The organism is Mycoplana sp. MJR14 (genome assembly GCF_029210525.1).
Lineage (GTDB): Bacteria > Pseudomonadota > Alphaproteobacteria > Rhizobiales > Rhizobiaceae > Mycoplana.
On record NZ_JARGEO010000002.1, the window covers coordinates 77,517 to 103,726 of the forward strand.

Annotated in this window: 30 protein-coding genes; 20 read left to right on the forward strand and 10 right to left on the reverse strand. The window is 66.5% G+C overall.

All coding sequences use genetic code 11. From position 1 onward, the window contains the following. Nucleotides 1-272 precede the first annotated feature (272 nt). The 8 genes from ccoN to ccoS are packed head-to-tail and all read left to right on the forward strand — an operon-like array spanning nt 273 to nt 7,163. Nucleotides 273-1,934: a cytochrome-c oxidase, cbb3-type subunit I gene (gene ccoN, locus P0086_RS04605; protein ID WP_275783009.1), complete on the forward strand. Its 1,662-nt coding sequence runs from the start codon at nt 273-275 to the stop codon at nt 1,932-1,934. A gap of 3 nt (nt 1,935-1,937) precedes the next feature. After that, nucleotides 1,938-2,672, forward strand: coding sequence for a cytochrome-c oxidase, cbb3-type subunit II (gene ccoO / locus P0086_RS04610; RefSeq protein ID WP_275783012.1), 735 nt, complete (start codon nt 1,938-1,940; stop codon nt 2,670-2,672). Then, nucleotides 2,669-2,845, forward strand: coding sequence for a cbb3-type cytochrome c oxidase subunit 3 (locus tag P0086_RS04615; protein WP_345799299.1), 177 nt, complete (start codon nt 2,669-2,671; stop codon nt 2,843-2,845). Before ccoO ends, P0086_RS04615 begins: the two co-directional genes overlap by 4 nt. Further along, a complete protein-coding gene (ccoP, locus tag P0086_RS04620) occupies nt 2,836-3,711 on the forward strand; it encodes a cytochrome-c oxidase, cbb3-type subunit III (RefSeq protein ID WP_275783015.1) in 876 nt (291 codons plus the stop codon). Before P0086_RS04615 ends, ccoP begins: the two co-directional genes overlap by 10 nt. Next, nucleotides 3,708-3,938 carry a hypothetical protein gene (locus P0086_RS04625; protein ID WP_275783018.1) on the forward strand — a complete coding sequence of 77 codons (231 nt, stop codon included), beginning with the start codon at nt 3,708-3,710 and terminating at the stop codon, nt 3,936-3,938. The genes ccoP and P0086_RS04625 overlap by 4 nt, the downstream gene beginning before the upstream one ends. A gap of 5 nt (nt 3,939-3,943) precedes the next feature. Continuing rightward, the gene (locus P0086_RS04630; RefSeq protein ID WP_275783019.1) at nt 3,944-4,738 is read left to right on the forward strand and encodes a DUF2189 domain-containing protein; all 795 of its coding nucleotides are present in this window, start codon (nt 3,944-3,946) and stop codon (nt 4,736-4,738) included. 21 nt (nt 4,739-4,759) lie between these two features. Continuing rightward, complete coding sequence (locus tag P0086_RS04635) at nt 4,760-6,988, forward strand: heavy metal translocating P-type ATPase (RefSeq protein WP_275783022.1); 2,229 nt, start codon at nt 4,760-4,762, stop codon at nt 6,986-6,988. Further along, a complete protein-coding gene (gene ccoS / locus P0086_RS04640; RefSeq protein ID WP_112597508.1) occupies nt 6,981-7,163 on the forward strand; it encodes a cbb3-type cytochrome oxidase assembly protein CcoS in 183 nt (60 codons plus the stop codon). Before P0086_RS04635 ends, ccoS begins: the two co-directional genes overlap by 8 nt. Before the next feature lie 100 nt (nt 7,164-7,263). On the opposite strand, the gene P0086_RS04645 is transcribed toward ccoS, so the two are convergent. Together P0086_RS04645 and P0086_RS04650 are read right to left on the reverse strand one after the other, a co-directional pair. Continuing rightward, nucleotides 7,264-8,007, reverse strand: coding sequence for a DUF1971 domain-containing protein (locus P0086_RS04645; protein WP_275783025.1), 744 nt, complete (start codon nt 8,005-8,007; stop codon nt 7,264-7,266). A gap of 29 nt (nt 8,008-8,036) precedes the next feature. Further along, on the reverse strand, nt 8,037-8,699 hold the full coding sequence (locus tag P0086_RS04650; protein WP_275783028.1) for a hypothetical protein: 663 nt from the start codon (nt 8,697-8,699) through the stop codon (nt 8,037-8,039). A gap of 182 nt (nt 8,700-8,881) precedes the next feature. On the opposite strand from P0086_RS04650, the gene P0086_RS04655 reads away from it, so the two are divergent. Next, the gene (locus tag P0086_RS04655) at nt 8,882-9,349 is read left to right on the forward strand and encodes an Rrf2 family transcriptional regulator (RefSeq protein WP_112597502.1); all 468 of its coding nucleotides are present in this window, start codon (nt 8,882-8,884) and stop codon (nt 9,347-9,349) included. Between the two features lie 19 nt (nt 9,350-9,368). Here the strand turns inward: P0086_RS04655 and P0086_RS04660 are convergent, their stop codons facing one another. Further along, nucleotides 9,369-9,974 carry a hypothetical protein gene (locus P0086_RS04660; protein ID WP_112612989.1) on the reverse strand — a complete coding sequence of 202 codons (606 nt, stop codon included), beginning with the start codon at nt 9,972-9,974 and terminating at the stop codon, nt 9,369-9,371. A 169-nt stretch (nt 9,975-10,143) separates the two neighbouring features. Between P0086_RS04660 and alr the strand changes: the two genes are divergently transcribed. From alr to P0086_RS04700, 8 genes are all read left to right on the forward strand, one after another. Then, entirely contained in the window at nt 10,144-11,322 is a 1,179-nt protein-coding gene (gene alr / locus P0086_RS04665) for an alanine racemase (protein WP_275783033.1), read from the forward strand. A 49-nt stretch (nt 11,323-11,371) separates the two neighbouring features. Beyond that, on the forward strand, nt 11,372-11,638 hold the full coding sequence (locus tag P0086_RS04670) for a type II toxin-antitoxin system ParD family antitoxin (RefSeq protein WP_112597496.1): 267 nt from the start codon (nt 11,372-11,374) through the stop codon (nt 11,636-11,638). Between the two features lie 10 nt (nt 11,639-11,648). After that, entirely contained in the window at nt 11,649-11,945 is a 297-nt protein-coding gene (locus P0086_RS04675; protein ID WP_275784391.1) for a type II toxin-antitoxin system RelE/ParE family toxin, read from the forward strand. Then, a complete protein-coding gene (radA, locus tag P0086_RS04680; protein ID WP_112597494.1) occupies nt 11,945-13,348 on the forward strand; it encodes a DNA repair protein RadA in 1,404 nt (467 codons plus the stop codon). Before P0086_RS04675 ends, radA begins: the two co-directional genes overlap by 1 nt. 176 nt (nt 13,349-13,524) lie before the next feature. Continuing rightward, nucleotides 13,525-14,151, forward strand: a complete 627-nt coding sequence (locus P0086_RS04685) for a CvpA family protein (protein ID WP_112597492.1) — start codon at nt 13,525-13,527, stop codon at nt 14,149-14,151. A gap of 254 nt (nt 14,152-14,405) precedes the next feature. Beyond that, nucleotides 14,406-15,902, forward strand: coding sequence for an amidophosphoribosyltransferase (gene purF / locus P0086_RS04690; RefSeq protein ID WP_112597739.1), 1,497 nt, complete (start codon nt 14,406-14,408; stop codon nt 15,900-15,902). A gap of 93 nt (nt 15,903-15,995) precedes the next feature. Then, entirely contained in the window at nt 15,996-16,736 is a 741-nt protein-coding gene (locus tag P0086_RS04695; RefSeq protein WP_275784393.1) for an SDR family NAD(P)-dependent oxidoreductase, read from the forward strand. A gap of 228 nt (nt 16,737-16,964) precedes the next feature. Then, on the forward strand, nt 16,965-17,255 hold the full coding sequence (locus P0086_RS04700) for a GIY-YIG nuclease family protein (protein ID WP_275783039.1): 291 nt from the start codon (nt 16,965-16,967) through the stop codon (nt 17,253-17,255). Nucleotides 17,256-17,504: 249 nt separating this feature from the next. Here the strand turns inward: P0086_RS04700 and P0086_RS04705 are convergent, their stop codons facing one another. The 7 genes from P0086_RS04705 to P0086_RS04735 all read right to left on the reverse strand — a co-directional run bounded on the left by P0086_RS04705 (nt 17,505) and on the right by P0086_RS04735 (nt 23,528). Then, nucleotides 17,505-18,584, reverse strand: coding sequence for an HlyD family secretion protein (locus P0086_RS04705; protein WP_275783042.1), 1,080 nt, complete (start codon nt 18,582-18,584; stop codon nt 17,505-17,507). A gap of 39 nt (nt 18,585-18,623) precedes the next feature. Continuing rightward, the gene (locus P0086_RS04710; protein WP_275783045.1) at nt 18,624-20,363 is read right to left on the reverse strand and encodes an MFS transporter; all 1,740 of its coding nucleotides are present in this window, start codon (nt 20,361-20,363) and stop codon (nt 18,624-18,626) included. Nucleotides 20,364-20,365: 2 nt separating this feature from the next. Continuing rightward, the gene (locus P0086_RS04715; protein ID WP_112597484.1) at nt 20,366-20,815 is read right to left on the reverse strand and encodes a MarR family transcriptional regulator; all 450 of its coding nucleotides are present in this window, start codon (nt 20,813-20,815) and stop codon (nt 20,366-20,368) included. A gap of 194 nt (nt 20,816-21,009) precedes the next feature. Next, the gene (gene pssA / locus P0086_RS04720; RefSeq protein ID WP_112597482.1) at nt 21,010-21,888 is read right to left on the reverse strand and encodes a CDP-diacylglycerol--serine O-phosphatidyltransferase; all 879 of its coding nucleotides are present in this window, start codon (nt 21,886-21,888) and stop codon (nt 21,010-21,012) included. Between the two features lie 88 nt (nt 21,889-21,976). Continuing rightward, entirely contained in the window at nt 21,977-22,675 is a 699-nt protein-coding gene (locus P0086_RS04725) for a phosphatidylserine decarboxylase (protein ID WP_112597480.1), read from the reverse strand. 179 nt (nt 22,676-22,854) lie between these two features. Beyond that, a complete protein-coding gene (locus P0086_RS04730; RefSeq protein ID WP_275783051.1) occupies nt 22,855-23,022 on the reverse strand; it encodes a hypothetical protein in 168 nt (55 codons plus the stop codon). 44 nt (nt 23,023-23,066) lie between these two features. After that, nucleotides 23,067-23,528, reverse strand: coding sequence for an Lrp/AsnC family transcriptional regulator (locus tag P0086_RS04735; RefSeq protein WP_112597478.1), 462 nt, complete (start codon nt 23,526-23,528; stop codon nt 23,067-23,069). A gap of 369 nt (nt 23,529-23,897) precedes the next feature. On the opposite strand from P0086_RS04735, the gene P0086_RS04740 reads away from it, so the two are divergent. The 3 genes from P0086_RS04740 (at nt 23,898) to P0086_RS04750 (ending at nt 26,210) form a co-directional block, all read left to right on the forward strand. Then, nucleotides 23,898-24,644 (forward strand): aspartate/glutamate racemase family protein, encoded by a 747-nt coding sequence (locus P0086_RS04740; RefSeq protein WP_275783055.1) that lies wholly within the window; start codon nt 23,898-23,900, stop codon nt 24,642-24,644. Nucleotides 24,645-24,705: 61 nt separating this feature from the next. After that, entirely contained in the window at nt 24,706-24,864 is a 159-nt protein-coding gene (locus tag P0086_RS04745; RefSeq protein WP_275783058.1) for a hypothetical protein, read from the forward strand. Next, the gene (locus P0086_RS04750; RefSeq protein ID WP_275783061.1) at nt 24,861-26,210 is read left to right on the forward strand and encodes an MATE family efflux transporter; all 1,350 of its coding nucleotides are present in this window, start codon (nt 24,861-24,863) and stop codon (nt 26,208-26,210) included. The genes P0086_RS04745 and P0086_RS04750 overlap by 4 nt, the downstream gene beginning before the upstream one ends.

Below are 26,210 nucleotides of genomic sequence, written 5' to 3' on the forward strand. Positions count from 1 at the left end.
CAGACAGGGCGGTGGGGCACGGTCCGGTGCCCTGCCCCGGGATCGCTGCGCGCCGTCGCTCTTCGGCTCCTTGGGCGCCGTTCGACACCTCCCGGGTGTGGCGCATTGCCGCTTTGACGATCGCACGCAGGGGTTTTAAAGATATATATAGAATCGATGTTATAGCGGAATGGCTGGCAACCTATACCGTCGTATGACTGGCGACGGATCGGGGCGGCGGCCAGTGTCGGCGGGGGCGCGCACGGCGCCCGATCAGATCGGAAAGTGGGGCGATGCTGTCGAAACTGACAAAGGGCGAGCGCGAGGGGGGCCTGATCATCCTGCTCGCCATGACGGTGATCGGGCTTGTCATCGCGATCGCCGGTCGGGGCGATCCAATCTCCGCCCACGGCTTCCTCATCATGCTGTTCTCGATGGCCGTCGCCGTGCCGGTGATGCGCCATCTCTTCGATCCGGAACCGTCCCGCGACAGGCTCGACAGCTACTACGACGACCCGAGCAAGGTCGGCGTCGTGCTGACCTTCGCCTGGGGCGCGTTCGCGATGTTCGTCGGCGACTGGGTCGCGTGGCTCCTGGTCGAACCCAACCTGACCTTTTCCGGCGCCTGGTCGAGCTTCGGCCGCCTCCGCCCGGTGCATACCACCGGCGTCATCTTCGGCTTCGGCGGCAACGGCCTGATCGCCACCTCCTTCTATGTCATGCAGCGCACCTGCCGGGCGCGCCTGCCCGACCAGCTCAGCCCGTGGTTCGTGCTGATCGGCTACAACCTGTTCTGTCTGCTGGCGGTCAGCGGCTACATGCTCGGCATCACCCAGTCGAAGGAATATGCCGAGCCGGAATGGTATGCCGACCTGTGGCTGGTCGTCGTCTGGGTCGTCTACTTCATCCTGTACCTGCGCACGCTGTCGCGCCGCCAGGAGCCGCACATCTATGTGGCGAACTGGTACTACATGGCCTTCATCGTCGTCGTCGCGATGCTGCACATCGTCAACAACCTCGCCGTCCCCGTCTCCCTCTTCGGCGCCAAGAGCCATTCGCTGTTCGCCGGCGTGCAGGACGCGCTGACCGAGTGGTGGTACGGGCACAACGCGGTGGCCTTCTTCCTGACCTCCGGCTTCCTCGGCATGATGTACTACTATCTCCCCGTGCGCGCGGGCCGGCCGATCTTCTCCTACCGGATGTCGATCATCAGCTTCTGGGGCATCACCTTCATGTACATGTGGGTGGGCTCGCACCACCTGCACTATACGGCGCTGCCGCAATGGGTGCAGACGCTGGGCATGACCTTCTCGCTGGTGCTTTTGGTGCCGTCCTGGGGATCGGCGGCCAACGCGCTGCTGACGCTGAACGGCGCCTGGCACAAGGTTCGCGACGACGCGACCCTGCGCTTCATGATGGTGGCTGCGGTGTTCTACGGCCTGACCACCTTCGAAGGCTCGTTCATGGCGATCCGCTCGGTCAACTCGCTGTCGCACTATACCGACTGGACCGTCGGCCACGTGCATGCCGGCGCGCTCGGCTGGGTGGCGATGATCACCTTCGGCGCGCTCTACGCCTCGATCCCCTGGCTGTGGAAGCGCGAGCGCATGTATTCGCCGGCGCTGGTGGAACTCCACTTCTGGCTCGCGCTCGCCGGCACCGCCGTCTACGTCTTCGCGATGTGGAACTCCGGGATCATCCAGGGGCTGATGTGGCGGACCTACACGGAGAACGGCAACCTCGCCTATACCTTCATCGACTCGCTGGTGGCCATGAAGCCCTACTACATCGCCCGGGCGATCGGCGGTCTTCTCTTCCTGCTCGGCGCGCTTGCCGGCTGCCTCAATCTCTTTCTCACGATCCGGCTCGCGCCAGGGGAAGCGGAAACCGAGCGCGCGGGATCGGGTCCGGCTTACGGCAGGCCGTCAGCCGCAGCGCTGCAGGCCGGGGAGTAGTTCATGTTCAAGCTCCACTACAAGCTCGAACGGCGCGCCATCGGCCTGACGCTCGCGATCATCGCTGCGGCCAGCATCGGCGGCATCGTCGAGATCGCGCCGCTCTTCACCATCGACCAGACGGTGGAAGCCGCACCCGACATGCGCGTCTACACGCCGCTCGAGCTCGCCGGCCGCAACATCTACATGCGCGAGGGCTGCTATGCCTGTCATTCGCAGATGATCCGCACGCTGCGCGACGAGGTCGACCGCTACGGCCCCTACAGCCTCGCGGTCGAATCGAAATACGACCATCCGATGCTCTGGGGCTCCAAGCGCACCGGCCCGGACATCGCCCGCCTCGGCGGCAAGTATTCCGACGAATGGCATGTGCGCCACCTGATCAACCCGCGCGACGTCGTGCCGGTGTCGATCATGCCGGCCTATGGCTGGCTGATGGACAATGCGCTCCGGACGGACGACCTTTCCGGGCAGCTCGCCGCACAACGGGCGGTCGGCGTGCCCTATACCGATGACATGATCGCCAATGCCGGAGCCGACGTCTACGGCCAGGCGAACCCCGACAGCGCGGCGGCTGCCGGTGTGACCTCCCGCTACGGCGAGGCCACGACCGTGCGCCTCTTCGACGGTGACCCGCAGCGCGTCACCGAGATGGACGCCCTCGTCGCCTATCTCCAGATCCTCGGCAAGCTCACGGATGCCGCAAGCCAGGACACCGCAGCGGTGGAAACGCAATGATGACGATCGTCGCCCATGACACACTGGTCTGGTTCGCCAAGACCTTCGGCCTCATCTACCTGGTGGTCCTGTCGATCGTCGTGCTCTGCTACGCGTTCTGGCCGTCCAAGCAGAAGGAATTCGACGACGCCTCCGCCTCGATCCTCAAGAAGGAGGACCGGCCGTGGCAATAGAGGAACGCGATCCGCTGACCGGACACCGGACGACCGGGCACGAATGGAACGGCATCAAGGAACTCAACACGCCGGTTCCGCGCATCGTCTATTTCTTCCTGATCACGACGACGCTCTTCGGCCTCGTCTACTGGGTGTTCATGCCGGCCCTCCCCCTCGGGACGACCTACACCAAGGGTATTCTGGGCTATGACGAGCGCAACGTCGTCCGCCGCGACCTCGCGCGCGCTGCGCAAGACCAGGCGCACTGGCGCAACGTCGTTGCGCAGGCGGACTTCGCCACGATCGCCGCGGACGAGACGGTGATGGGCAACGTGCGCGAAGCCGGCCATGCGCTCTTCGGCCAGAATTGCGCCGTCTGCCACGGCGTCGACGCGAGCGGCAATGCGGGCTTTCCGGGTCTCTCGACCGGGGCGCTGAACTGGGGCGACACGCCGGAGGCGATCGAGGAAACCATCCGCGTCGGCATCAACTCCGCCCATCCGGAATCGCGGAGCGCGCAGATGCCCGCCTTCGGCCGCGACGGCATCCTGCAGCGTGCGGAGATCGAGGCCGTCGCCGCCTATGTCCGCGATCTCGGCAGGAGCGGAGCGGATGGCGCCGCGGCCGACCATCCGGAAGGCGCCGAGGTCTTCGCGGCGAACTGCGCCGCCTGCCACGGCGACGACGCGCGCGGTAATGCGGATGTCGGCGCACCGGACCTTGCGGACGACAAATGGCTCTACGGCGGCGGCCTGCAGACGGTCTACAGCTCCGTCTGGGCCGGGCGCCAGGGGCACATGCCCACCTGGGAAGGCCGGCTCGGGAGCCTGAACATCAAGATCCTCGCCGCCTACCTCGACGATCTGCGGAAGGCCCGGCCATGACTATCCGGCGGAACCGGCTTGCCGGTCGCGCCGGCCTGCTGTTGGCCATCGTCCTCGGCGTGGCTTTGGTCGTCGGGGCCAATGTCCACCTCGTCTATATCGCGGAGACGTCGCAACCGGAGTGCATCGCCCACCGGCGGCTCGGCGAGGCCGGGGAACAGGCCTCCTACGCCGCGGCGCAATCCGGCTGCCGCCCATCCACCCCATCGAAACCCGCCAGCGAGTGACGGCCATGAACGAAGCCCTTCCCGATGTCGTGCCCGCCGAGCCGCGGGAGAAGATCTGGCGGCGGAACCTGCCGGCGACCGCCGCTTTCGGCTGGCTGCGCGCGGGCGCCCGCGACTTCGCGATCGGGCTGCACCAGGGCCTCGCCTACGGCCTTCTGGTCTGCCTCGTCTTGGCCGGCTGCGTCTGGGTCCTGTTCGCCTACGGCGCCGACTACATCCTGCTGCCGGTGCTCGCCGGCTTCATGGTCGTCGGTCCGATCTTCGCCATGGGGCTCTACGAGAAGAGCCGCCGCCTTTCGGCCGGGTTGCCTGTCACCTTCGCCGACATGATCTTCGTGCGCCCCGCCTCCGGCTATCAGGTCGTCTTCACCGGCGCGCTTCTTTGCCTGCTGATGATGGTGTGGCTGCGGGCCGCGGTGATCGTCTACGCGCTGTTCTTCGGACTGCTGCCGTTTCCGGGGCTCGACCATATCGCATCCATGCTCTTCACCACCCCCGTCGGCTGGGCGATGCTCGTGGTGGGAAGTGCTGTCGGCGGGCTGTTCGCCGCCTTCTCCTTCGCGATCGGCGCCATTTCGCTGCCGATGCTTCTGCGCGAGCGCTCGGACGCGCTGACGGCGATGGGCACCAGCATGGCGCTGGTCTGGCACAACCTCGATGTGATGCTGGTCTGGGCCGGCATCGTCATGGGCCTGTTCGTGCTGAGCATCGCGACCGGCTTCGTCGGCCTGATCGTCATCTTCCCGATCCTCGGCCACGGCACCTGGCACTGCTATCGCGCGCTCAGGCCCGCGGCCTGACGGCGGCGCAAGGAGGCGGACATGGCAACGGCATCTCTTTTTTCGCCCACCGGCGCGGATCGCGCCCCCGAAGCGCAGGACGGCGGCGAACTCCTACTGCTCAGCAGGCAATCGGCATCGAGCTTCAGGACCGAGCTCGTCGTCCCCTCGATGCATTGCGGCGGATGCATGCGCAAGGTCGAGACGTCGCTCGCAAATCTGCCGGGCGTCACGAAGGCGCGGGCCAACCTGTCGACGAAGCGGGTCGTCGTGGAGTGGAGCCGGCACGGCAAGCCCCCTGCCCTCACCGAGACCCTGGAGAAGATCGGCTTTCCCGCGCACGTCGCGGAGATCCCCGACAAGGCGCACGACGGAGAGCTGCGGGCCATGCTGCGCGCGCTTGCGGTCGCAGCCTTCGCCTCCAGCAACATCATGCTTCTGTCCTTCGCGGTCTGGTCCGGCGCCGATCCCTGGACCCGGCAGCTCTTCCATCTGATATCCGGCCTGATCGCCCTGCCGACCGTCCTCTATTCCGGCCAGGTGTTCTATCGCTCCGCCTGGTCGGCCCTGAAGCACGGGCGCACCAACATGGACGTGCCGATCTCCATCGGCGTGACGCTCACCTTCGTCCTCAGCGTCTACGAGACCGCGATGTACGGCGCGCATGCCTATTTCGATGCCGCCGTGTCGCTGCTGTTCTTCCTGCTGATCGGGCGCACGCTCGATCACATGATGCGGGCACGGGCACGCAGCGCGGTGGCGGGTATCGCCCGGCTGGCGGCAAGGGGCGCCTATCTCATCGAGCCGGACGGGTGGCACCGCTATGTTCCGCTCGCCGAGGTGCGGCCCGGCATGCGGCTGGCGCTTGCCGCCGGCCAGCGCGTCCCGGTCGATGCGCGGATCGTGGCGGGGCGGTCGGAGATCGACTGCTCGCTGACCAGCGGCGAGAGCATTCCCGTTGCGGCCGATGTCGGACAGGAACTCCAGGCCGGCGTGCTCAACCTCTCCGCCCCGCTCGAGATCGTTGCGCTGCGCGGATCGAACGAATCCTTCCTGGCCGAGATGACCCGCCTGATGGAGACGGCGGAGTCCGGCCGCAGCGGCTACAGGCGGATCGCCGACCGCGCATCCGCGCTCTATGCGCCGGTCGTCCACGTCGCCGCGTTCCTGACCTTTCTCGGCTGGCTGGCCGCAGGGACCGGGCTGCACCATGCGGCGACCACGGCGATCGCCGTTCTGATCGTCACCTGCCCCTGCGCGCTCGGCCTCGCGGTGCCGATGGTCCAGGTCGTCGCCGCCGGCCGGCTGTTCCGCGGCGGCATCCTGATCAAGGACGGCAGCGCCTTCGAACGCCTCGCGGAGATCGATACCGTCGTGTTCGACAAGACCGGTACGCTGACGCGCGGGGAACCGGAGCTGGTGGCCCAGAAAGACGAGAGCGGCGAGACCTGCGCGAAACTGCTGGCGCTTGCGGCCGGGATCGCCCGCCACTCCACCCACCCCTATTCGCGCGCCATCGCGGCCGCCTGCCCCGATGCGGCCGCAGTCCCCGTCGGGCAGATCCGCGAAGTGGCCGGCCATGGCGTCGAGGCGCAGGTCGAAGGGGCGGTCTACCGGCTCGGCCGTCCGGACTGGGCAGCGCCGGTCGATGCCGTGCCGGATGGCGTCAGCGTCGTCCTCGGCCGCGACGGCCGCCTTGTCCGCACATTCCGTTTCGAGGACCGCCTGCGCGGCGGCGCCGAAGCCTGCATTGCCGAACTCAAGGCGCGCGGGCTGCGGGTGGAGATATTGTCGGGCGACCGGCAGGACGCGGTCGCCGAGGTCGCCGGAAGGCTGGGCATCCCCTCAACCGCCGAAGCCACGCCGGCCGGCAAGGTGCAGCGGCTCGAAACGCTGAGGCGCGAAGGCCGGCGGGTGCTGATGGTCGGCGACGGGCTGAACGACGCGGCGGCGCTCGCAGCCGCGCACGTGTCCTTCGCACCGGCCTCCGCCTCCGATATCGGCCGCACAGCCGCCGACCTGATCTTCCTGCACGAGAGCCTGATGGCGATCGCCGACGCCCACCGGATCGCGCGCACGAGTGCCGCGCTCGTCCGCCAGAACTTCCTGCTGTCGATCGCCTACAACCTGCTCGCCGTGCCGATCGCGATCTTCGGCTTGCTGACCCCGCTTCTGGCCTCCGTCGCGATGTCGTCCTCCTCGCTGATCGTCGTTGCCAATGCGCTGCGGTTGGGCCGCGGAAGAACCGGGAGGGGCACGCCGCATGGCTGACGCGATGTTCCTCGTGCCGCTCGCGGTGCTGCTCAGCGCCGCGGCACTCGCCGCATTCATCTGGAACCTCTCCGACGGCCAGTACGAGGACCTTGACGGCGCGGCCGAACGCGTCCTCTACGATGACCGCGACCATCCGGACGGACGACCACGACCGCCGGCCGATCGACCCTGATCCTTCAAAGAGATGTCGTGCGGAGGTCCGAGGCTCGCACGGCGGGATCGCCCTGCCGGCTCCGTTTCGTGGAGCCGGCGCAACCGTGCGGCCGGTGCGATCAGACGGCGCGGGCGGAGATGCGGGGCGGCAGTTCGCCCCTTGCGACCTGGATGCCATATTGAAAGCTGCGGGCGATCATCTGCGCCTTCTCCATGAAAAGGCGGGCATCGGTCTCGACGCACAGTTCCGTGACGGTCAGTTCGAAGAGTTCCAGCCAGCGGACGAAGTGCGCCTCCGTCAGTTGCGTCATCGACACGTGCTTCTGCATCGGGGTTCCCTTGTAGCGGCCCGACATCAGCATCACCGACGACCAGAAATCGTACATCGTCTGCAGATGCCGGTCCCAGTGGTCGCCGATCATCCGGTCGAAGATCTCGCCAAGGAGCGCGTCGCGGCGAATGCGGCCGTAGAACGTGTCGACGACCCTGACGACGGTGGCCTCGTCGAGTTGCCGTTCCTTCAGATAGGCCGCCCGGGTTCCGGATGGCTCCGTGCGGTCGGCCTCCTCGGCCGGCTCGTGTCCCGGGCGGACGACGGGATGATGATCGTAGAATTCCACCAGCATCTGCATGCTGCCCGTGACTTCGACATGATGCGGCTGCTGCGGCAGGATGACGACGGTATCGCCCGACGCCAGCAGAACCGGCACGCCGCTGCCGTCCTCGACCACGTAGCGCAAGCTGCCGGCGATCACCCGCAGAACGCCCCAGACGCCGCTCTTCGTACTGTGCGTGCGGCGCAGCGCTGCGGGCAGCGTCTCCTCGTTGAAGATCATCGTCGTCCTGTAGGGTTTCGACGCCATGGGAATTCCTTTCGGTGTCGGGTAGGATTTCATCGAAAGACGTGACCGGCCGTCAGGATCGTCCGTGCACGGTGGGCGGCCTCAGCGGTGCGGTTCTCGGCCAGGGCGGCGCACACGACCTCCGCAGCCTTTTCGAACAGCTCGTTGACCGACGCCGCCGCATGCAGCGGCAGGCTCGCCAGGCAGGCGTCGAGAAACACGCCGCCGGCCTCGGCGAGATCATCGGCAGAGAGCGCATCGAAATGCGCGAAGAAAACATCGATTAGGTCCTCCTCCATTTCCTGCTGGAGAAGAATGCTTTCGCAGATCCGACCGAATCCCTGCTCGAACTCCAGCCAGCGGTTGCCGACAAGCCTGTTCAGGACCGCGCGCAGCGCCGCATTGCGACGAAGCCGCATCGAGAAATCGATGACCAGCTCCGAGACGGTGCTTTCGTCGAGATAGATGGACGGATCGTGCGGAAGGCAGGGCATGGCGGTCACGTCCCGTGGAGGAGCCGTCGCCGCAGCGGACGCGGAAGCCCGAAATCGCAGGCCGCCGCGCCGGGCCGCTCCCCTGCCCTGCACCGGTCCGGAGCCTTGCGCTTGATCGCCGTTGCTATGAATGGCACTTCCATGATCCAGCCAGCCCGCAAACACGTGGCCGGAGCCATGGAACGGGAAGAATAGTTGTCGAACGTTGATCGCAATCAAATGATGGATTACACATATATCTTAAAACCGAGCCCGGCAAGACAGGGCGTCGACCGGATCGGCGGAAACCGGAGGGAGCGACGTCACGCCGCATGTCGGGGCCGTGGCAGGCCTCTGGGGTGCGTGCCTTCGATACCCGCCCCGCTATCGTCCACCCATCCGCTTCCAGACGGGACATACCGATGAGATTGACGGCCTACACAGACTACGCCCTGCGGATGATGATGTATCTCGGCCTGAACACCCACAGGCTGGCGACGATATCGGAGATTTCCGAGGCCTATGACATCTCGCGCGCCCATCTGATGAAGATCACCCACGAACTGGGGCAGAAGGGCTTCATCGAAACGGTGCGCGGGCGACAGGGCGGGATGCGGCTTGCCCGCGAGGCGAGCGAGATCAGCATCGGCGACATCGTCCGCGCCTGCGAGCCCGACTTCGCCATCGTCCCCTGTCTGGAGCCCGGCGCGCAGATCGTGTGCGTGATCCAGCCGGCCTGCGTGCTGAAGCGCGCCCTCTCGTCCGCGGCGGCCGCCTTTCTCGACGTCCTCGACGGCTATACGCTTGCCGACCTGCTGCGCCCATCGGTGCCGCTGCGCCAGATGCTCGGGATCACGCCCGATCGGCGTCCCCAGGCGTCGCTCTCCTGACCCGGATCAGGACCTGGCGCTACGGCCGCAGCGCGTCGATATCGCACCTCTCCGTCAACAGCGCGACGGCCTTCTGGACCCTCGCCACCTGGGCCTCGTCCATCATCGAGATATCGAGCCGGTCGTGACAGCTGCTGACGGGCGTTTCCGCTTCGTCGGCGAGGGAAATCCGGCTCGTGCACTGGAGGTGGTCGCCCTTCAGCACGAGCTGGCGGGCGGCGGCGTCGCCGGGGCGCAACGGGTTCCTGCCGGCGATCAGGTCGTCGACCGATCCATAGGCGACGGCGCTCTGGATGCGCTTCAAATCCATCATCGTCAACGAAAGCACCGCCCATTCGCCCGGCGACTGGAGGGCCGAGGTGGTGCGCACGCGGCATTCGTTGCCGCTCACCTCCAGCCGGGTCACGAGGCGCGGCGCGGCGGGGTTGTCCAGGTTCGAGCGGTAGATGTCGGTGCGGCCGTCGCGGACGGGCTGCTCGCCGTCGAGATCGAGGCCGAGCAGTGTCGCATAGGCGTCGCGCAGCTCCGGCGACGGGTCCGGCGTCTCCTGCGCGCCGAGGGGCCGGACGAAGGACGCCGCGGTGAGAACCAGCGCCAGCGAGGCGGTGGCGATATGTCTTGGCATGCTCGCTGTTCAACCTCTCGACTTCAAAACTACAGAATTGCCTACACGCAAAGCGGAGGCATACCTGACAAAATCACCCCAGAATTGTCCTTCCGCGCCAAGCTCTAACGGAAATTCACTGAGACGCAATCCTGTTGCTGCCAGAAGCCGGAGACTGTATTGCAGAAAAATGACGAACAACGGTTTTCCCTCCTCCGCTCCGGTCTCGTCGGACGATTTTCCCGGCGAGGAACCGGCACGTGTCACCATCGACCTCGGAGCGCTCGCCGACAACTGGCGACTGATGGCCCGCAAGTCGGGAAAGGCCCGCACGGCCGCCGTGCTCAAGGCGAACGCCTACGGAACCGGGCTCGAGCCGGCCGCGCGCACCCTCTACCAGGCCGGCGCGCGGGACTTCTTCGTCGCCACCCCGCAGGAGGGGGCCGCCCTCCGGCCCGTGGTTCCCGATGGCCGGATCTACGTCCTCTCGGGCATGTGGGCGGGCTCGGAGCGGCTGTTCTTCAGCCACGACCTGGTGCCGGTCATCGCGTCCAGCGAGCAGCTGGCCGTCTTCATGGCGGCGATCGCAGAACACGGTGATCACCCCTGCGTGCTGCAGGTGGACACCGGCATGAACCGCCTCGGGCTCACGGTCGCCGAGGCGACCGCCCTGGCCCACGACCCGGCCCGCCCGGCAAGCTTCTCGCCGGTGCTGATCATGAGCCACCTCGCCTGCGGGGACGAGCCACTGCACCCCATGAACCGGATGCAGCTCGACCGCTTTCGCGCCGCCGCCAACGCCTTCGAGGGGGTCGAGGCCAGCCTGGCGAATTCCGCCGGCGTCTTCCTCGGCGCGGACTTCCACTTCGACATGACCCGCCCGGGCATCGCCGTCTATGGCGGGGCGGCGGTCAACGGCGAGCCGAACCCGATGAAGCCCGTCGTGAAGGCCGAGGCGCGGATCCTGCAGGTGCGCGAGGCGCGGATCGGCGAAAGCGTCGGCTACGGCGCCTCCGCCGTGCTGTCCCGGGACAGCCGGATCGCGGTGGCGGCGATCGGCTATGCGGACGGCTATCTGCGCAGCCTGTCCAGCGCCGGCGTGCCGCTGCGGCAGGCCGTCACCACCGGTGCCAAGGGCTATCTGCACGGCCACCACGTGCCGCTGATCGGCCGCGTCACCATGGACCTGACCCATTTCGACGTGACCGACCTGCCGCCCGGCGCCGTCCATGCCGGCGACTTCATCGAGCTGTTCGGCCCTCATATGCCGATCGACGTCGTCTCGCGTGCCGGCGGCACGATCGACTACGTGCTTCTGACCAACCTCGGCCCGCGCTACCGCCGGGACTACATCGAGGCCAGCCGGTAGGAATTGTTCTTCCCACGTGGTAGGATCGCCGCAAATTTCGGAGGGCGGCATGTCGAACGCAAAGAAATCCATCGTGGTCGGCGACCATTTCGAGCATTTCATCGACGAGCAGATCAGCTCGGGCCGCTACAACAATGCCAGCGAGGTCGTGCGGGCGGGCCTGCGCCTGCTCGAGCGCGACGAACTGCAGCTGGCGGAGTTGCGGCGGCTGATCGAAGAGGGCGACGCCGACATTCGCGCAGGTCGCTTCCACGAATACGATACTGCCGAGAGCCTCCTGGAGGACATCGTCCGCAGGGCGGAGTCCGACCATTAAGCGGCGGCGCATCGCCTATACCACGACGGCGCGCGCCGATCTGCGTGCCATCCATCGGTATATTGCGCAACGGGACTCACCGGCCGCCGATCGGTTCGTTCTCGACATCCATGGGAAGTTGCTCCAGCTTGCCGATCTCGGCCTGACCGGGATCAAGCGGGACGAGATCAGCCCGGGACTGCGTTCCTTTACCTATCGCGAGCGGGCAGTATATTTCCGGCTGACTGATTCCCATCTCCATATCATCCGCATCCTCCACGGCCGGCAGCAGCTGTCGCCGGACGATTTCACCGAAAGCGAGACCTGATGGCCAAGGCCCGGACCCAATTCGTCTGCCAGAACTGCGGCACGGTCCATGCGCGCTGGGTCGGCAAATGCGACGCCTGCGGCGAATGGAACACCGTCGTCGAGGAAGATCCGATGGGCGGCATCGGCGGCGGCCCGGGCAAGACGCCGAAGAAGGGCCGCGTGGTGGCGCTGACGACGCTTTCCGGCGAGATCGAGGAGGCGCCGCGGGTTTCGACCGGCATCGGCGAGCTCGACCGGGTGACCGGCGGCGGCTTCGTGCGCGGCTCGGCCGTGCTCGTCGGCGGCGATCCGGGGATCGGCAAGTCGACGGTGCTGATGCAGGCGGCCGCAGCACTCTCACGCAAAGGCCAGCGCGTCATCTACGTCTCCGGCGAGGAGGCGGTGGCGCAGATCCGGCTGCGCGCCCAGCGCCTGGGTGCCGCCGAGACCGACGTGCTGCTCGCGGCCGAGACCAATGTCGAGGATATCCTGGCCACGCTTGCCGACGGCAAGCGGCCGGATCTCGCCATCATCGATTCGATCCAGACGCTGTGGAGCGACATCGTCGAATCCGCGCCCGGTACGGTCACGCAGGTGCGCACCGGCGCGCAGGCGATGATCCGCTTCGCCAAGCAGACGGGTGCCGCCGTCGTGCTCGTCGGCCACGTGACCAAGGAAGGCCAGATCGCCGGGCCCCGCGTCGTCGAGCACATGGTCGACGCGGTGCTCTATTTCGAGGGCGACCGCGGCCATCACTACCGCATCCTGCGCACGGTCAAGAACCGCTTCGGGCCGACCGACGAGATCGGCGTGTTCGAGATGTCCGACAAGGGCCTGCGCGAGGTCGCCAATCCGTCGGAGCTGTTCCTCGGCGAGCGCAACGCCAAGTCGCCGGGTGCGGCCGTCTTCGCCGGCATGGAGGGCACCCGGCCGGTGCTCGTCGAGGTGCAGGCGCTGGTGGCGCCGACCTCGCTCGGCACGCCGAGGCGTGCCGTCGTCGGCTGGGATTCGGCCAGGCTCTCGATGATCCTCGCCGTACTCGAGGCCCATTGCGGCGTCCGCCTCGGCCAGCACGACGTCTATCTCAACATCGCCGGCGGCTTTCGCATCTCCGAACCCGCCGCGGACCTCGCCGTCGCAGCCGCGCTCGTTTCGTCGCTGGCCGGCCTTGCCCTGCCCGCCGATTGCGTCTATTTCGGCGAAGTCAGCCTCTCGGGCGCCGTCCGGCCGGTCTCGCACACCGCCCAGCGCCTCAAGGAGGCGGAAAAGCTCGGCTTTTCGCAAGCGGTCCTGCCTGCGGGCTCGGCCGAACTGCCCAGGGGCAACGGCGGGCGCTGGCAGGAGATTGACAGCCTGCCGGACCTGGTGGCGCGGATCGCCGGCTCCAAGGGCGCGCTGATGCGCGCCGAGGACGGGGATTGAGGGAACGACGACTGGGCAGGCCGCCGCTTGGCGGGCTGCCGCGAAATTGGCAAAGCTTTGTGGAAACAGTTCGTTGCCGATGAACCGAATTGAGACGCCGCAGACGCGATCGGCTAGAGTGCCGCCACAAACCGCGTCCGGGTCGCAAGACATTCCTGGTCTGGAGTAAGACAAACATGCCCATCACTCTTCTCGACGGCATCGTCATCGGCGTCGCGCTGTTCTCGGCGGTGCTTGCGATGGTGCGCGGTTTCTCGCGCGAGGTCCTGTCAGTCGCCAGCTGGGTGGGCGCCGCCGCCGCCGCCTACTTCCTCTATCCGGTGCTGGTCCCCTACGCCAAGGAATACACGACGAGCGACACGGTGGCGATCATCGGCTCGGCCGGCGTCGTGTTCCTGCTGGCGCTGATCGTCATCTCCTTCATCACCATGCGGATTGCCGACTTCATCATCGACAGCCGCATCGGCGCGCTCGACCGCACGCTCGGCTTCCTGTTCGGTGCGGCCCGCGGCATCCTGATCGTCGTCGTCGCCATGCTGTTCTTCAACTGGCTCGTGCCGGCGCAGCAGCAGCCGTCCTGGGTCGGCAGCGCCAAGTCGAAGCCGCTGCTCGACAACCTCGGCACCAAGCTGATCGCGCTCCTGCCCGAGAACGCCGATACCGAGATCCGCGACCGCCTGCTCGGCCGCCGAGCGCCTGCCGAGGGCACCGACGCCCCGGCAGACGGCACGGACGGAACCACCGGCCAGGCGCCCGCCACCGGCGAGGAGCCGGCGGAAGAGGCACCGGCCACCAACGGATGACGTGCGGATGACAATGCAGGGCTGCCCCGCATTTTCGCGAGGGCAGCCGTAGTGGAAATCTGGTAGAGTGCTTTTCGCTACCACTGAAGCCTTCGGACTTCGGTGGTAAAGTCGTTCAGGCTCCCATATATAGGCGTCGCGGTCGCGCAAGTGAGAGGACCGCGCCCCGGCAGGCCCGGTCCGATGGCCCGATCCTGCCACCGAAGAAACGAAAATCGCGCAACCCCGTACCGTCGATCAAAGGCTTGCAGCACATGACCGAACTTTCCGTTTCCGACCACCGTTCCGATCATGAGGCGGACGATGATACCCTTCATGAGGAATGCGGCGTCTTCGGCATACTCGGGCATCCGGATGCAGCGACGCTGACGGCACTCGGGCTGCACGCGCTGCAGCACCGTGGGCAGGAAGCCGCCGGCATCGTCTCCTTCGACGGGCTGCGCTTCCACTCGGAGCGCCGCATGGGGCTGGTCGGCGACCACTATACCGATCCGGCGACGCTTTCGAAGCTGCCGGGCAACATCTCGATCGGCCACGTGCGCTATTCGACGACCGGCGAAGTGGCGCTGCGCAACGTCCAGCCGCTGTTTGCCGAACTCGAGGTCGGCGGCATCGCGATCGCCCACAACGGCAACTTCACCAACGGGCTGACGCTGCGCCGGCAACTGATCGCCGGCGGCGCCATCTGTCAGTCGACCTCGGACACCGAGGTGGTCCTGCACCTGATCGCCCGATCGCGCTACACCTCGACCGCCGACCGCTTCATCGACGCGATCCGCCAGATGGAGGGCGGCTATTCGATGGTGGCGATGACGCGGACCAAGCTGATCGCCGCCCGCGACCCGACCGGCATCCGTCCGCTGGTGATGGGCGAGCTCGACGGCAAGCCGATCTTCTGCTCGGAGACCTGCGCGCTCGACATCATCGGCGCCAAATACGTCCGCGACGTGGAGAACGGCGAGGTCATCATCTGCGAGGTCCAGCCGGACGGCTCGATGTCGATCGACGCCCGCAAGGCCGGCAACGGCCAGCCCGAGCGGCTGTGCCTGTTCGAATACGTCTATTTCGCCCGGCCCGATTCGGTCGTCGGCGGCCGCAGCGTCTATGTCGCCCGCAAGAACATGGGCATCAACCTCGCCAAGGAGCATCCGGTCGAGGCCGACGTGATCGTGCCGGTGCCGGACGGCGGCACGCCGGCGGCTCTCGGTTATGCGCAGGAGAGCGGCATCCCGTTCGAATACGGCATCATCCGCAACCACTATGTCGGCCGCACCTTCATCGAGCCGACCCAGCAGATCCGCGCCTTCGGCGTGAAGCTGAAGCATTCGGCCAACCGGGCGATGATCGAGGGCAAGCGCGTCGTGCTCGTCGACGATTCGATCGTGCGCGGCACGACCTCGCTGAAGATCGTGCAGATGATTCGCGACGCCGGCGCCAAGGAAGTGCACATCCGCGTCGCCAGCCCGATGATCTTCTATCCGGACTTCTACGGCATCGACACGCCGGACAAGGACAAGCTGCTCGCCAACCAGTATGCCGACGTCGAGGCGATGGCGAAGTACATCGGCGCCGATTCGCTGCAGTTCCTGTCTATCAACGGCCTCTACCGCGCCGTCGGCGGCGAGGACCGCAACGACGCCCGGCCGCAATTCACCGACCACTACTTTACCGGCGATTACCCGACGCGGCTGCTCGACAAGGATGGCGAGACGATGGGTCGCAAGGTCTCGGTGCTCGCCAGCAACGGCTGAGGCCGCCGGACGGTTTCCATTCGCCGGCAAACGCTCTAGAAGGCTGCGGAGACGCGGCCTTCTTTTTTGGCCGCACGGCATGGGAAGACAATGATGGACATCGACCTGAAGGGCAGGATCGCGCTGGTCACCGGCGCCTCGCGCGGCATCGGCTATTTCACCGCGCTCGAGATCGCCAAGCGCGGCGCGCATGTGATCGCCTGCGCGCGCACCGTCGGCGGTCTGGAGGAACTCGACGACGCCATCAACGCGGTCGGCGGAACGGCGACGCTGGTGCCCTTCGACCTTGCCGACATGGCGGCGATCGACAAGCTCGGCGGCTCGATCTACGAGCGCTGGGGCAAGCTCGACATCCTCGTCGCCAATGCCGGCGTGCTCGGCACGATCTCGCCGATCGGCCATGTCGAGGCGAAGGTGTTCGAGAAGGTGATGACGATCAACGTCAACGCCACCTGGCGGCTGATCCGCTCGGTCGAGCCGCTGCTTTTGAAATCCGACGCTGGCCGGGCGCTGATCCTGTCCTCGTCCGCCGCGCACAAGTGCAAGCCCTTCTGGGGCCCCTACTCCGCCTCCAAGGCGGCCGTCGAGGCGCTGGCGCGCACCTGGGCCGGCGAGACGCAGCGCACGCCGCTGCGCATCCTCTCCGTCGACCCCGGCGCCACCCGCACGGCGATGCGGGCGCAGGCCGTCCCCGGGGAAGATCCCGAGACCGTGCCGCACCCTTCCGCCGTCGCCGAGACGCTGATGCCCCTCCTCGGCCCCGGCATGACCGAGACCGGCAAGCTCTTCATCGTCCGCGAAAAGAAGATCGTCGACTATCGCATGCCGGAGTAGGCCACGGGGCCTTGGGCCCTCTCCTTCGAGGCCCACAGACCTCCGCCCACCCGCCATGCAGGACTCGATCCGGAGTCCGGCAGCGCCCTGCCTGCGACGAAAAGATGCTTTATCGCGCGAGGACTTGCGCGGCTGGATGCCGGCTCGGGGGCCGGCATGACGGAGGGTGAGTGACACCAAACGCTACCCACGATTGAATTTTGATATTACCGCGCCCATCATGATGTCATGAAGGGATACGTCTACATCCTCGCCTCACAGCGCAACGGCACGCTCTACACGGGAGTGACGACTAACCTGCCACGTCGGCTCTACGAGCACCAAAACGATCTCACGCCGGAATTCACAACTCGCTACGGCATCAAGACGCTCGTCTGGTTTGAGGAGCACGACCTCGTCACCGATGCCATCGCTCGTGAAAAAGCCATCAAGAACTGGCCGCGGAAATGGAAGCTCGACCGAATAGAGGCCATGAACTCCCACTGGCAGGACATCGCATATTACCTGCACGGGCTGTGATCGCTTCGCGCGTCATCTCTTCCGGTTAGATCCATGCCATGAAGATAGGCCCGCATCCTCCCGTTCCCCGTCATGCCGGACTTGATCCGGCATCCAGCCACGCCGCGTCGGCGGCGTGAGAAAATGCTTTATCGCACAAAGACTTGCGCGTGCCGAATGCCGGATCGTCTCCGACATGACGGGTGGTCAAAGCATCCGGCATGCGGATCAGATCACATGGCCGGTGCCCGGCTCCGGCGTCCATGGATTTCAGCCGTTCGTCTGCGCGGCGGTCTGAACGGCGGCCGTCCCGCCTCCGTCCACCACCGTGCTGACCACCACCGACAGGCCGGGCGTCAGGCGGCTTGCCGCCTCCTGCCCCGGATCGACCGCAATGCGGACCGGCACGCGCTGGGCGACCTTGGTGAAGTTGCCGGTGGCGTTGTCGGGCTTGATGACGCTGAACTCGGAGCCCGCGGCAGGCGAAAAGCGCTCGACATGGCCGCGCAGCTGCAGGTGATCGAGGGCATCGACGGTGAAGGTGACGGCCTGGCCCGGCCGGATGCGGCTCAACTGGGTTTCCTTGAAATTGGCGATGATCCAGGTGCCGTTCGGCACGACGGCCATCAGCTGCGTCCCGGCCGCCACGTACTGGCCGAGCTTGACGCCGACCTCGCCGACGGTGCCGTCCTGCGGGGCGGTGATGGCGGTGTTGGCGAGGTCGATCTCGGCGAGCTGGACGGCCGCCTCGGCGCCGTCGACGTCCGCCTTCAGCTTGTCGCGGTTGACGACGATCGACTGCAGGTCCTGGCGCGAGACTTCCAGTTCCGCCCTGGCCTGGTCGACGGCGGCCTGCGCCTGGTCGAGCGTGGCCCTGCCCTGCTCCCGCTCGCTCTCCGCCACGAGGCCCTTTGTGGCGAGGTTCTCGACGCGGCTCCAGTTCTCGTTGGCGCGACGCAGCGCGAAGCTGGCGCTGTCGACGGCCGCCTCGCTGGCGCCGATCTTGGCCTTGGCCGAGTTCTCCTGCTGGATCGAATTGGCCAATGCCGCCTCCTGGGCGGCGAGCGTCGCCTTGGCCTGTTCCACCTTCTGGGCGAAGATGCGGTCGTCGAGCCTGGCCAGCAGCTGGCCTGCCTTGACGTGCTCGAAGTCCTTGACGGGAACGTCGACGATATAGCCGGAGAGCTGCGGGCTGATCAGGGTGACGGAGCCGCGGACATAGGCATTGTCGGTGACCTGCACCGCACTCTGAAAGGGTGGCAGGTCCCAGGCGTAGAGGACGAGGGTGACGCCGGCGATGCCGATCGCAATGGCGGCGGCGGAGGCGAGGCTTTTGATGATCTTCTTCATGGTCGTTACTCGAGTGTGGTTCCGGAGGCGCGCCGGCCGTCAGGCCGCAACGGCGTCCCGCATGCGGAACCGGATGGCGTTGAAGGCGAGGTGCAGCACCAGGCCGATGGCGGCGAGGAGCGAAAGCGCGGCGATCGCGAGGAATACGTCGTTATAGGCCAGCACATTGGCCTCGCGGGTGATCCGCTGGGCGAGCAGGCTGGTGCCCTCGGCATTGAGGAGCGCCCTGTCGGTCAGCGTATGGCCGTAGGTCGAGGACATTTGGCTCACGCGGTTGGAGACGAGCGGATCGGTCAGCGTGATCGACTGTGCCAGAACGTTGGAATGAAACTTCTCCCGCAGCGTGATCATCGTCCCGAACACGGCCGAGCCGAGCTGGCCGCCGATGTTCTGCGTCGCGAGGAACACGAGGATGAAGGTCAGGAAGTGGTTCGGGCCGCGTTTGAAGGCCTCCGCGATCCCCTGGGCCATGGCCGGCGGCAGGAACATGGCGGAGGCGAGTGCCATCAACGCCTGGCTGATGTAGATGTCGTGCGGGCGGGTCAGGTTGGTGGCATAGCTGTCCATCCAGGCGCCGGCAGCGATCAGCATGAGACAGACGAGGTGGATATAGGGCTCGCGGCCGGGGCGATTGACCAGGGCACAGACCGTGCCGCCGATCACGGCGGCAATCGCAATCACGGTGTAGAGCCCGGTCAGTTGGTCGCTCTGCAGGCCGAGGACAAGGAAGAAATTGGTGGCGGACGCGGTCTGTTCCGTCAGAAGCAGCCTGAACAGCAGCAGCACGGCGGTGAAATGCAGCATGGCGGGGCTGAGCAACCAGCGGACGTCGATGAAGGGGCGCGCGCGGTTCAGGTCGATCACGATCGCGAGCGTCAGGCAGACGATGGACAGCACCAGCAGTTCGCCGAGCCAGGGGGCCTCGAACCACCAGTAGAGGCGACCGGTCGACAGCACGATCGCCATCGCGCCGAGCCCGACCGCCATCAGCGGATAGCTGACGAAGTCCAGCCGCTCGATCGCCCTGATCAGCGGCGGCGAGGTCAGCGGCAGCAGGTAGATCGCACAGAGGCTGGCCATGGCGAGGCCGAGTTCGAAGAGGTAGAGCCCGTGCACCCCGCCGATCTCGAACAGCGTCGGAAACATGATGCGGGTGAGCGAGGGCATGAGGGCGATCAGCGTCAGTGCTGCGGGGATGCCGTGGCGCAGTTTCCGCTCCGGCGGCAGCTTCTCGATCATGTAGAGGAAGCCGAGGCTCGACAGGGGTGCCGCGGCGACGCCGGCAAAGAAGCGCACGGCGATCGCAGCGTCGAGGTCGGTGACGAACAGGTGCAGGATGCAGACCAGCGTGAAAACCAGGATGCCGCATTCGGCAAATCGGCGCAGGCCGTACTGGTTGCGCACCTTCACCAGCGCCATCGACAGGCTGACGTTCGGCGCCAGATAGGCCGCAATCAGCCAGGCGGCCTCGTTCTGGGTGGCGCTGAAGGCGCCCTGCAACTGCGGCAGGTTGCCGGCGATCATGTTCATGCCGAAGCCCTGCGTCAAAAGCAGCAGCGCCGAGGTCGCGAAGTAGGCGTAGGACGGGAGGCCCGCTGCAGGACTTGCCGCGGGGCCTGCTTGCGGCGCAGGCGATGGCCCGGCGCCCGCGGCGTGACCGGGCCGGTCGGCCGGGCCGGCCGCGCGCTGTGGCGGATCGTCGTTGGCGGCGATCGGAACGGCGCCGGTGGCTTTGCCGATAGCGTGGATCTCCCCGTCGCTGATGATGGCGGTGCGCATTGCTACACGCCTTCCCGGCAGGAGGTCGTGGCGGCGCAGGAAATCTGCTGCAATACGCGCACGGCGGTGGCGATGTCCTTGTCGCTGATCTCGGCCAGGAGGTCGCGGCGCAGGTCCTGGGCCAGCGCCACCATCTCATCGGCGGCCTTCTCGCCTTCCGGCGTCAGGACGATCTGCTTGGCGCGGCGGTCGCCTTCGACATGGCGCCGCTCGATGAAGCCCTGCTTCTCCATGCCGTCGAGCAGGCGCACCAGCGTCGGCGTCTCGATGTCGAGTTCTTCGGCGAGTTCGCGCTGGTTGAGCCGCGGCGTCCGGCGCAGGATCAGCAGCGTCCGCGCACGCGACAGCGTCACCCCCCTCGCCCGCACCCGGGCATCGAAGAGCGCCCGCATCTTCCTGCCCGCGCGGGACAGCTCTTCCAGGACAACGTCTCTCGGGTTCGTCGGTAACATTTCTTAGCCCAACTATAATTAGCACGCTAGTAATTACCGAGTTAAGTATCATCGAATGACGACGCGCGCAAGTCGGCCATACTTGCGTTTACGCAAGGCTGAGGCGCCGCGAGCGCATGCCGACCTGTCGCTGGCGCGCCGATGCGCGCCCGCCAGTGGCAGTCGATATCGATGTCAGGACTGGATAGGCGAAACTAGCGGCCGTCGCGCGGTTCGGGCTCGGGCTCGTCCTCTTCCTCGCCGGGGAAGTGGTTTTCCACGGCCGTGTCGGCCGCCGGCCAGCCGCCATACTTGCGGTACCAGGCGCGGGCGCCGAAGGGCAGCGAGGCGAGATAGATGGCGACCGTCACCACCATGGTTTCCCAGGTGAAGCTCATCAGGGTCGCGACATAGATGACGACGACCAGCATCACCGGCAGGACGAAATCCCGGCGGATGCGGCTGCCTTCCGACTTGCCCGACCAGACGGGCACGCGGCTGACGAGGAGGAAGGCGATCAGCACCGTATAGGCGGAAGCGACCAGGGCGAAGGGGCGACTGGGGGCAAGGCCGAGGAAGCCGACATAGACCGGCAGCAGCACCAGCATGGCGCCGGCCGGCGCCGGCACACCGACGAAATATTCCGACTGCCAGGAGGCCTTGGTCTCGCGTTCCGACATGACGTTGAAGCGGGCGAGCCGCAGGCCGGCGGCGATGGCGAAGATCAGCGCGGCGATCCAGCCGACCGATCGCGCCTGGTCGAGGATGAACACGTAGAGCACCAGCGCCGGCGCGACGCCGAAATTGACGATGTCGGCCAGCGAATCCATCTGCACGCCGAATTTCGACGTGGCCTTCAGCAGCCGGGCGACCCGGCCGTCGATGCCGTCAAGGAAGGCGGCCAGCAGCACCATGCCGACGGCGAGCTCGTAGCGGTTCTCGAAGGCAAGGCGAATGCCGGTCAATCCGGCGCAGATCGCCAGGATCGTGATCATGTTCGGAATGATGACCCGAAGCGGGATCTGCCGCAGGCGCGGCCCGCGCGCTTCGTCGTTCGGACCGTTCGGCTCGTAGGGGTGAAACGGCGTCTTCATCTCGGCTCGCTTTGCTTGCAGGACAGGGCGCACGCAATCTCGTCTCGACGGATCAACGAACCCGAAATCGTGCGCCCCCCGTCTTCTTTCAACCCCGGCGTCCCAGGACCGGTCCCTTCGCCGTCCCGAATTCGGCCAGCACCGTTTCGCCGGCGATCGCCGTCTGTCCGACGGCGACGCGCGCCTCGGCGCCGGCCGGCAGGAACACGTCGAGGCGCGAACCGAAGCGGATCAGGCCGAAGCGCTCGCCGGCCTCGAGGTGATCGAAGGTCGAGGTCCAGCAGACGATGCGGCGGGCGACGAGGCCGGCGATCTGGACGACGCCGATCTCGCCATGGGCGGTATCGATGACGAGGCCGTTGCGCTCGTTCTCCTGGCTCGCCTTGTCGAGCTCGGCATTGAGGAAGCGCCCGGCCCGATAGGCGATGCGGCGGACGCTGCCGCGCATCGGCGACCGGTTCACATGGCAGTTGAAGACGTTCATGAACACGGAGATGCGCAGCATCGGCTCGGAGCCGAGCTCGAGCTCGAGCGGCGGCGTCACCATGGCGATCGCCGAGACGCGGCCGTCAGCCGGGCTGATGACCAGGTCGGGATCCTGCGGGGTGACGCGCTCGGGATCGCGGAAGAAATAGGCGCACCAGGCGGTCAGCACGAAGCCCAGCCACATCAGCGGCTCCCACAGGTAGCCGAGGATGACGGACACCACGAAGAAGATGGCAACGAACTTCCACCCGTCGCGGTGGACGGGAACCAGCGTGTTGCGCACCGTATCGACCAGACTCATGCCATCTCTCCGTTTCAAGTGCCCTGCAACTAGCGCGAAACCGCGGCCGGGGCAATGTGGGAGGCATGATGCGGCCGGGCAATCGCCGATGGCGCGCCCCGTCCGGCCTGCCGGCCGTCGCCGCCGCAAGGGGGCGAGAACCCGTTGCGCCCGTGCCCCTGCCGGGCCGGCCGCAGCGTTCAGGTGCAGCCCTTCTCGCACAGGGTTTTCGAGTCCAAGGGCGACGGCCGGTCGAGCCCCGGATCGGGCAGGCGATCGTTCTGCGCGGCGAGATCCTGTTCCATCGCGCCGGAATGGAGGGCGATGCCAAAAGCGGCCAGTCCGGATCCCGGAATGCCGATGCGCATCAGATGTTTCCTGTCTTCTCTTAATGTGAAGCGATCTGCCTGCGCTACATGTATTTGGTCGGCAGCGCGGTGGTGAATTTCATCTCCTCCATGGCGATGGACGAGGAAAGGTCGGAGAACTCCAGCCTGTTGATGAGGTTCTGGTAGACCTGATCGTAGACCTCGATGTCGGGAACAACGATCCGCAGCAGGTAGTCGGTCTCGCCGGTCAGCCTGTAGGCCTCCACGATCTCCGGAATGTCGCGGATCTCCTTGCGGAAGGCATCCAGCCAGACGGAGTTGTGGCGGGGCACCTTGATGGCGATGAAGATCGTCATGCCCACATTCGCCATGCGCCGGTCCACGAGCGCCACGCGATTGCGGATCAGCCCCATGTCCTCCATGCGCTTGATCCGGCGCCAGCAGGGCGTGTGCGACAGGCCGACCTCGTTGGCGATGTCGACGACGGACTTGTTGGCGTCCTGCTGGAGGATATCGATGATCTTTCGGTCGATCTGGTCGAACATGCAGTCTCCGTTCATTGCGCCCGACCCGGGGCCTGCAAAGCGTTTTCTCAATCGGGCACGGTTCGTGACCAATTCATTCTTCTCTTGCGCCGGATCCTCGGCGAATTTCCGCGCCGAACACCGCAAGGCCGGATCGGCCGTCTCCCTTATTGGATCAAGAAAACGACCATGCTGTAAAGCATCAAACGAAGAGGCAGTAGAGTGAGAATTCACAGGTTGGCGAATTTCTGCAAATTCATCCTAGCAAATCGGCAAATTGCCAGGATGAGATTGACGAATTTCGGGGTCTATAGCGGAAAAACGCAATTTCACCGCACCCGCCCTGCCCTATCCTTTCTCCCATCAGCAATACACGGACGGAAGAAACGCATGAAAAGGATCGGGCTGCTCGGCGGCATGAGCTGGGAAAGCACGGCGGTCTACTATCGCCGCGTCAACGAACAGGTACGCGACAGGCTCGGCGGCCTGAATTCGGCCGATGTGGTTTTGCGGTCCGTCAACTTCGACCGTATCGTGACGCTCCAGAAGGCCGGGGCGTGGAACGAGGCGGCCGACGCGCTCGGCCAGGTCGCAAGGGAATTGGAGGACGCAGGCGCGGACATGATCCTGATCTGCACCAACACGATGCATCTGCTCGCCAACGAGGTTCAGGCGAGCGTCGGCGTGCCGCTGGTCCATATCGCCGACGTGACCGGCGAGGCGGTGGCCGCCGCCGGTTGCCGGCGCCCGCTGCTGCTCGCCACGCGCTACACGATGGAGCAGGCGTTCTATCGCCAGCGCCTGAAGCAGGCCTTCGACATCGATGCGCTGATTCCGGATGCCGCCGACCGGCAGGCCGTGCACGACATCATCTTTTCCGAACTGTGCTGCGGCATCGTCAAGGAGAGTTCGAAGGAGCGCTACATCCAGGTCGTCGAGGCGGGCAAGGCGGCAGGCGCCGACAGCGTCATCCTCGGATGCACCGAGATCGGCCTGCTCGTCGGCCCGGACGACTTCGACATCCCGACCTTCGATTCGACGCTGCTGCATGCGGATGCGGCCGTCGAGCTTTCCCTGTCGAGCACGATGACGGGGACAAGGGCCACGACCAGCGGACAAGCCGCCGATCTGCACTAGCGTGGCAGGCAGCGGGAACGTAACCTGACCCGGCACGACAGCCACGCGGAAGGATGATGGAGTGCGCGAGCAGACCCCCGTCGACGTCATCGACAGCGTGCTCCGGCCCGGCGCAGGGTCCGGGCTCGAGGCCCTGTGCGACACGCGCGAGACGCTGAAGGCTCCGACCCGGTCGGGCTTTCGCGCGGCCGAGGCAACGCCGGAGCAGAGGACCGCGTGAGCGCCTCGATCTCCAGTCCGGCCGGCGCTGCCAGACCGTTCACGGTCTCGCATGGCGACGTGCTGCGCATCGCCATCCCGATGATGGTCGCCTATCTGTCGACGCCGCTGGTCAGCCTCGTGGCCACCGGCGTGATCGGCCAGTTGCAGGATGCGGCGCTCGTCGGCGGCGTCGCGCTCGCCGCCGTCATCTTCGACGTGATCTTCGTCTCCTTCAACTTCCTGCGGGGCGCCACCACCGGCTTCACCGCCCAGGCGATCGGCGCCGCCGACCGCCGTTCCGAGCAGCGGATGCTGCTCGGCGGGCTCGTCATCGCGCTGGTCTCGGGCCTCCTGATCCTTCTGCTGCACGGGCCGATCGGCGCGCTCGGCCTGGCGCTGCTCGGCGCCGAGGGCGAGGTCGCCACGGCGGCGGGGGAGTATTTCTTCTGGCGCGTCTGGTCCGCCCCGTTCGTGCTCGTCAACTTCGTCATCTTCGGCTGGATCATCGGCCGCGGCGAAGCGCTGACGGCGATGCTGCTGCAGACGCTGCTGAACGGCCTCAACATCGCCCTCAGCCTCTACTGGGTGCTCGAACTGGACTGGGGGCTTGCGGGCGTTGCCGGTGCCTCGCTCGTCGCCGAAGCGGTGACGACGCTCGCCGGCATCGTCCTCGTCGCGGCCCGGACGGACCGGCATGCCTGGAGCCGGCCGGACCTTGCGACACTGAAGCGGATGTTCTCGGTCAACGGCGACATGATGATCCGCTCGCTGTCGCTTTTGATCGGGCTTTCCTTCTTCACCCGGCAGAGCGGCGTGCTCGGCATCGAGGTGCTGGCGGCCAACACCATCCTGCTGCGCTTCTATTTCTTCGGGGTCGCCTTCCTGGACGGCGTCGCGACGGCGGCCGAACAGATGGCCGGGCGGGCGATCGGGGCGCGCTACCGGCCGGCCTTCAACCGGATGCTGTCGCTGACGACGCTGTGGGGCTTCGTCTTTGCCGGCCTCGTCGCGGTCTCGTTCCTGCTGCTCGGCGGCTGGGTGATCGAGATGACCGCGCCCTCGCCCGCGATCGTGGCCCTCGCCGGCGACTACCTGCCCTATGTCGTGGTGCTGCCGCTCGTCGGCCTCGTCGCCTTCAAGATGGACGGCATCTATATCGGCGCCACCTGGTCGCGGCAGATGCGCAACCTGATGCTCGCCTCGCTGGTCATCTACTTCGCCGCCTGGGCGGTGCTGCAGCCGCTGCTCGGCAATACCGGGCTGTGGCTGGCGCTGCTCACCTTCCAGGGTGCCCGCAGCGTCGCCTTCCGCTGGATGCTGCCGACGCTGGCCGACCGGACCTTCGCGGGCGCGGCGCGGCCATAG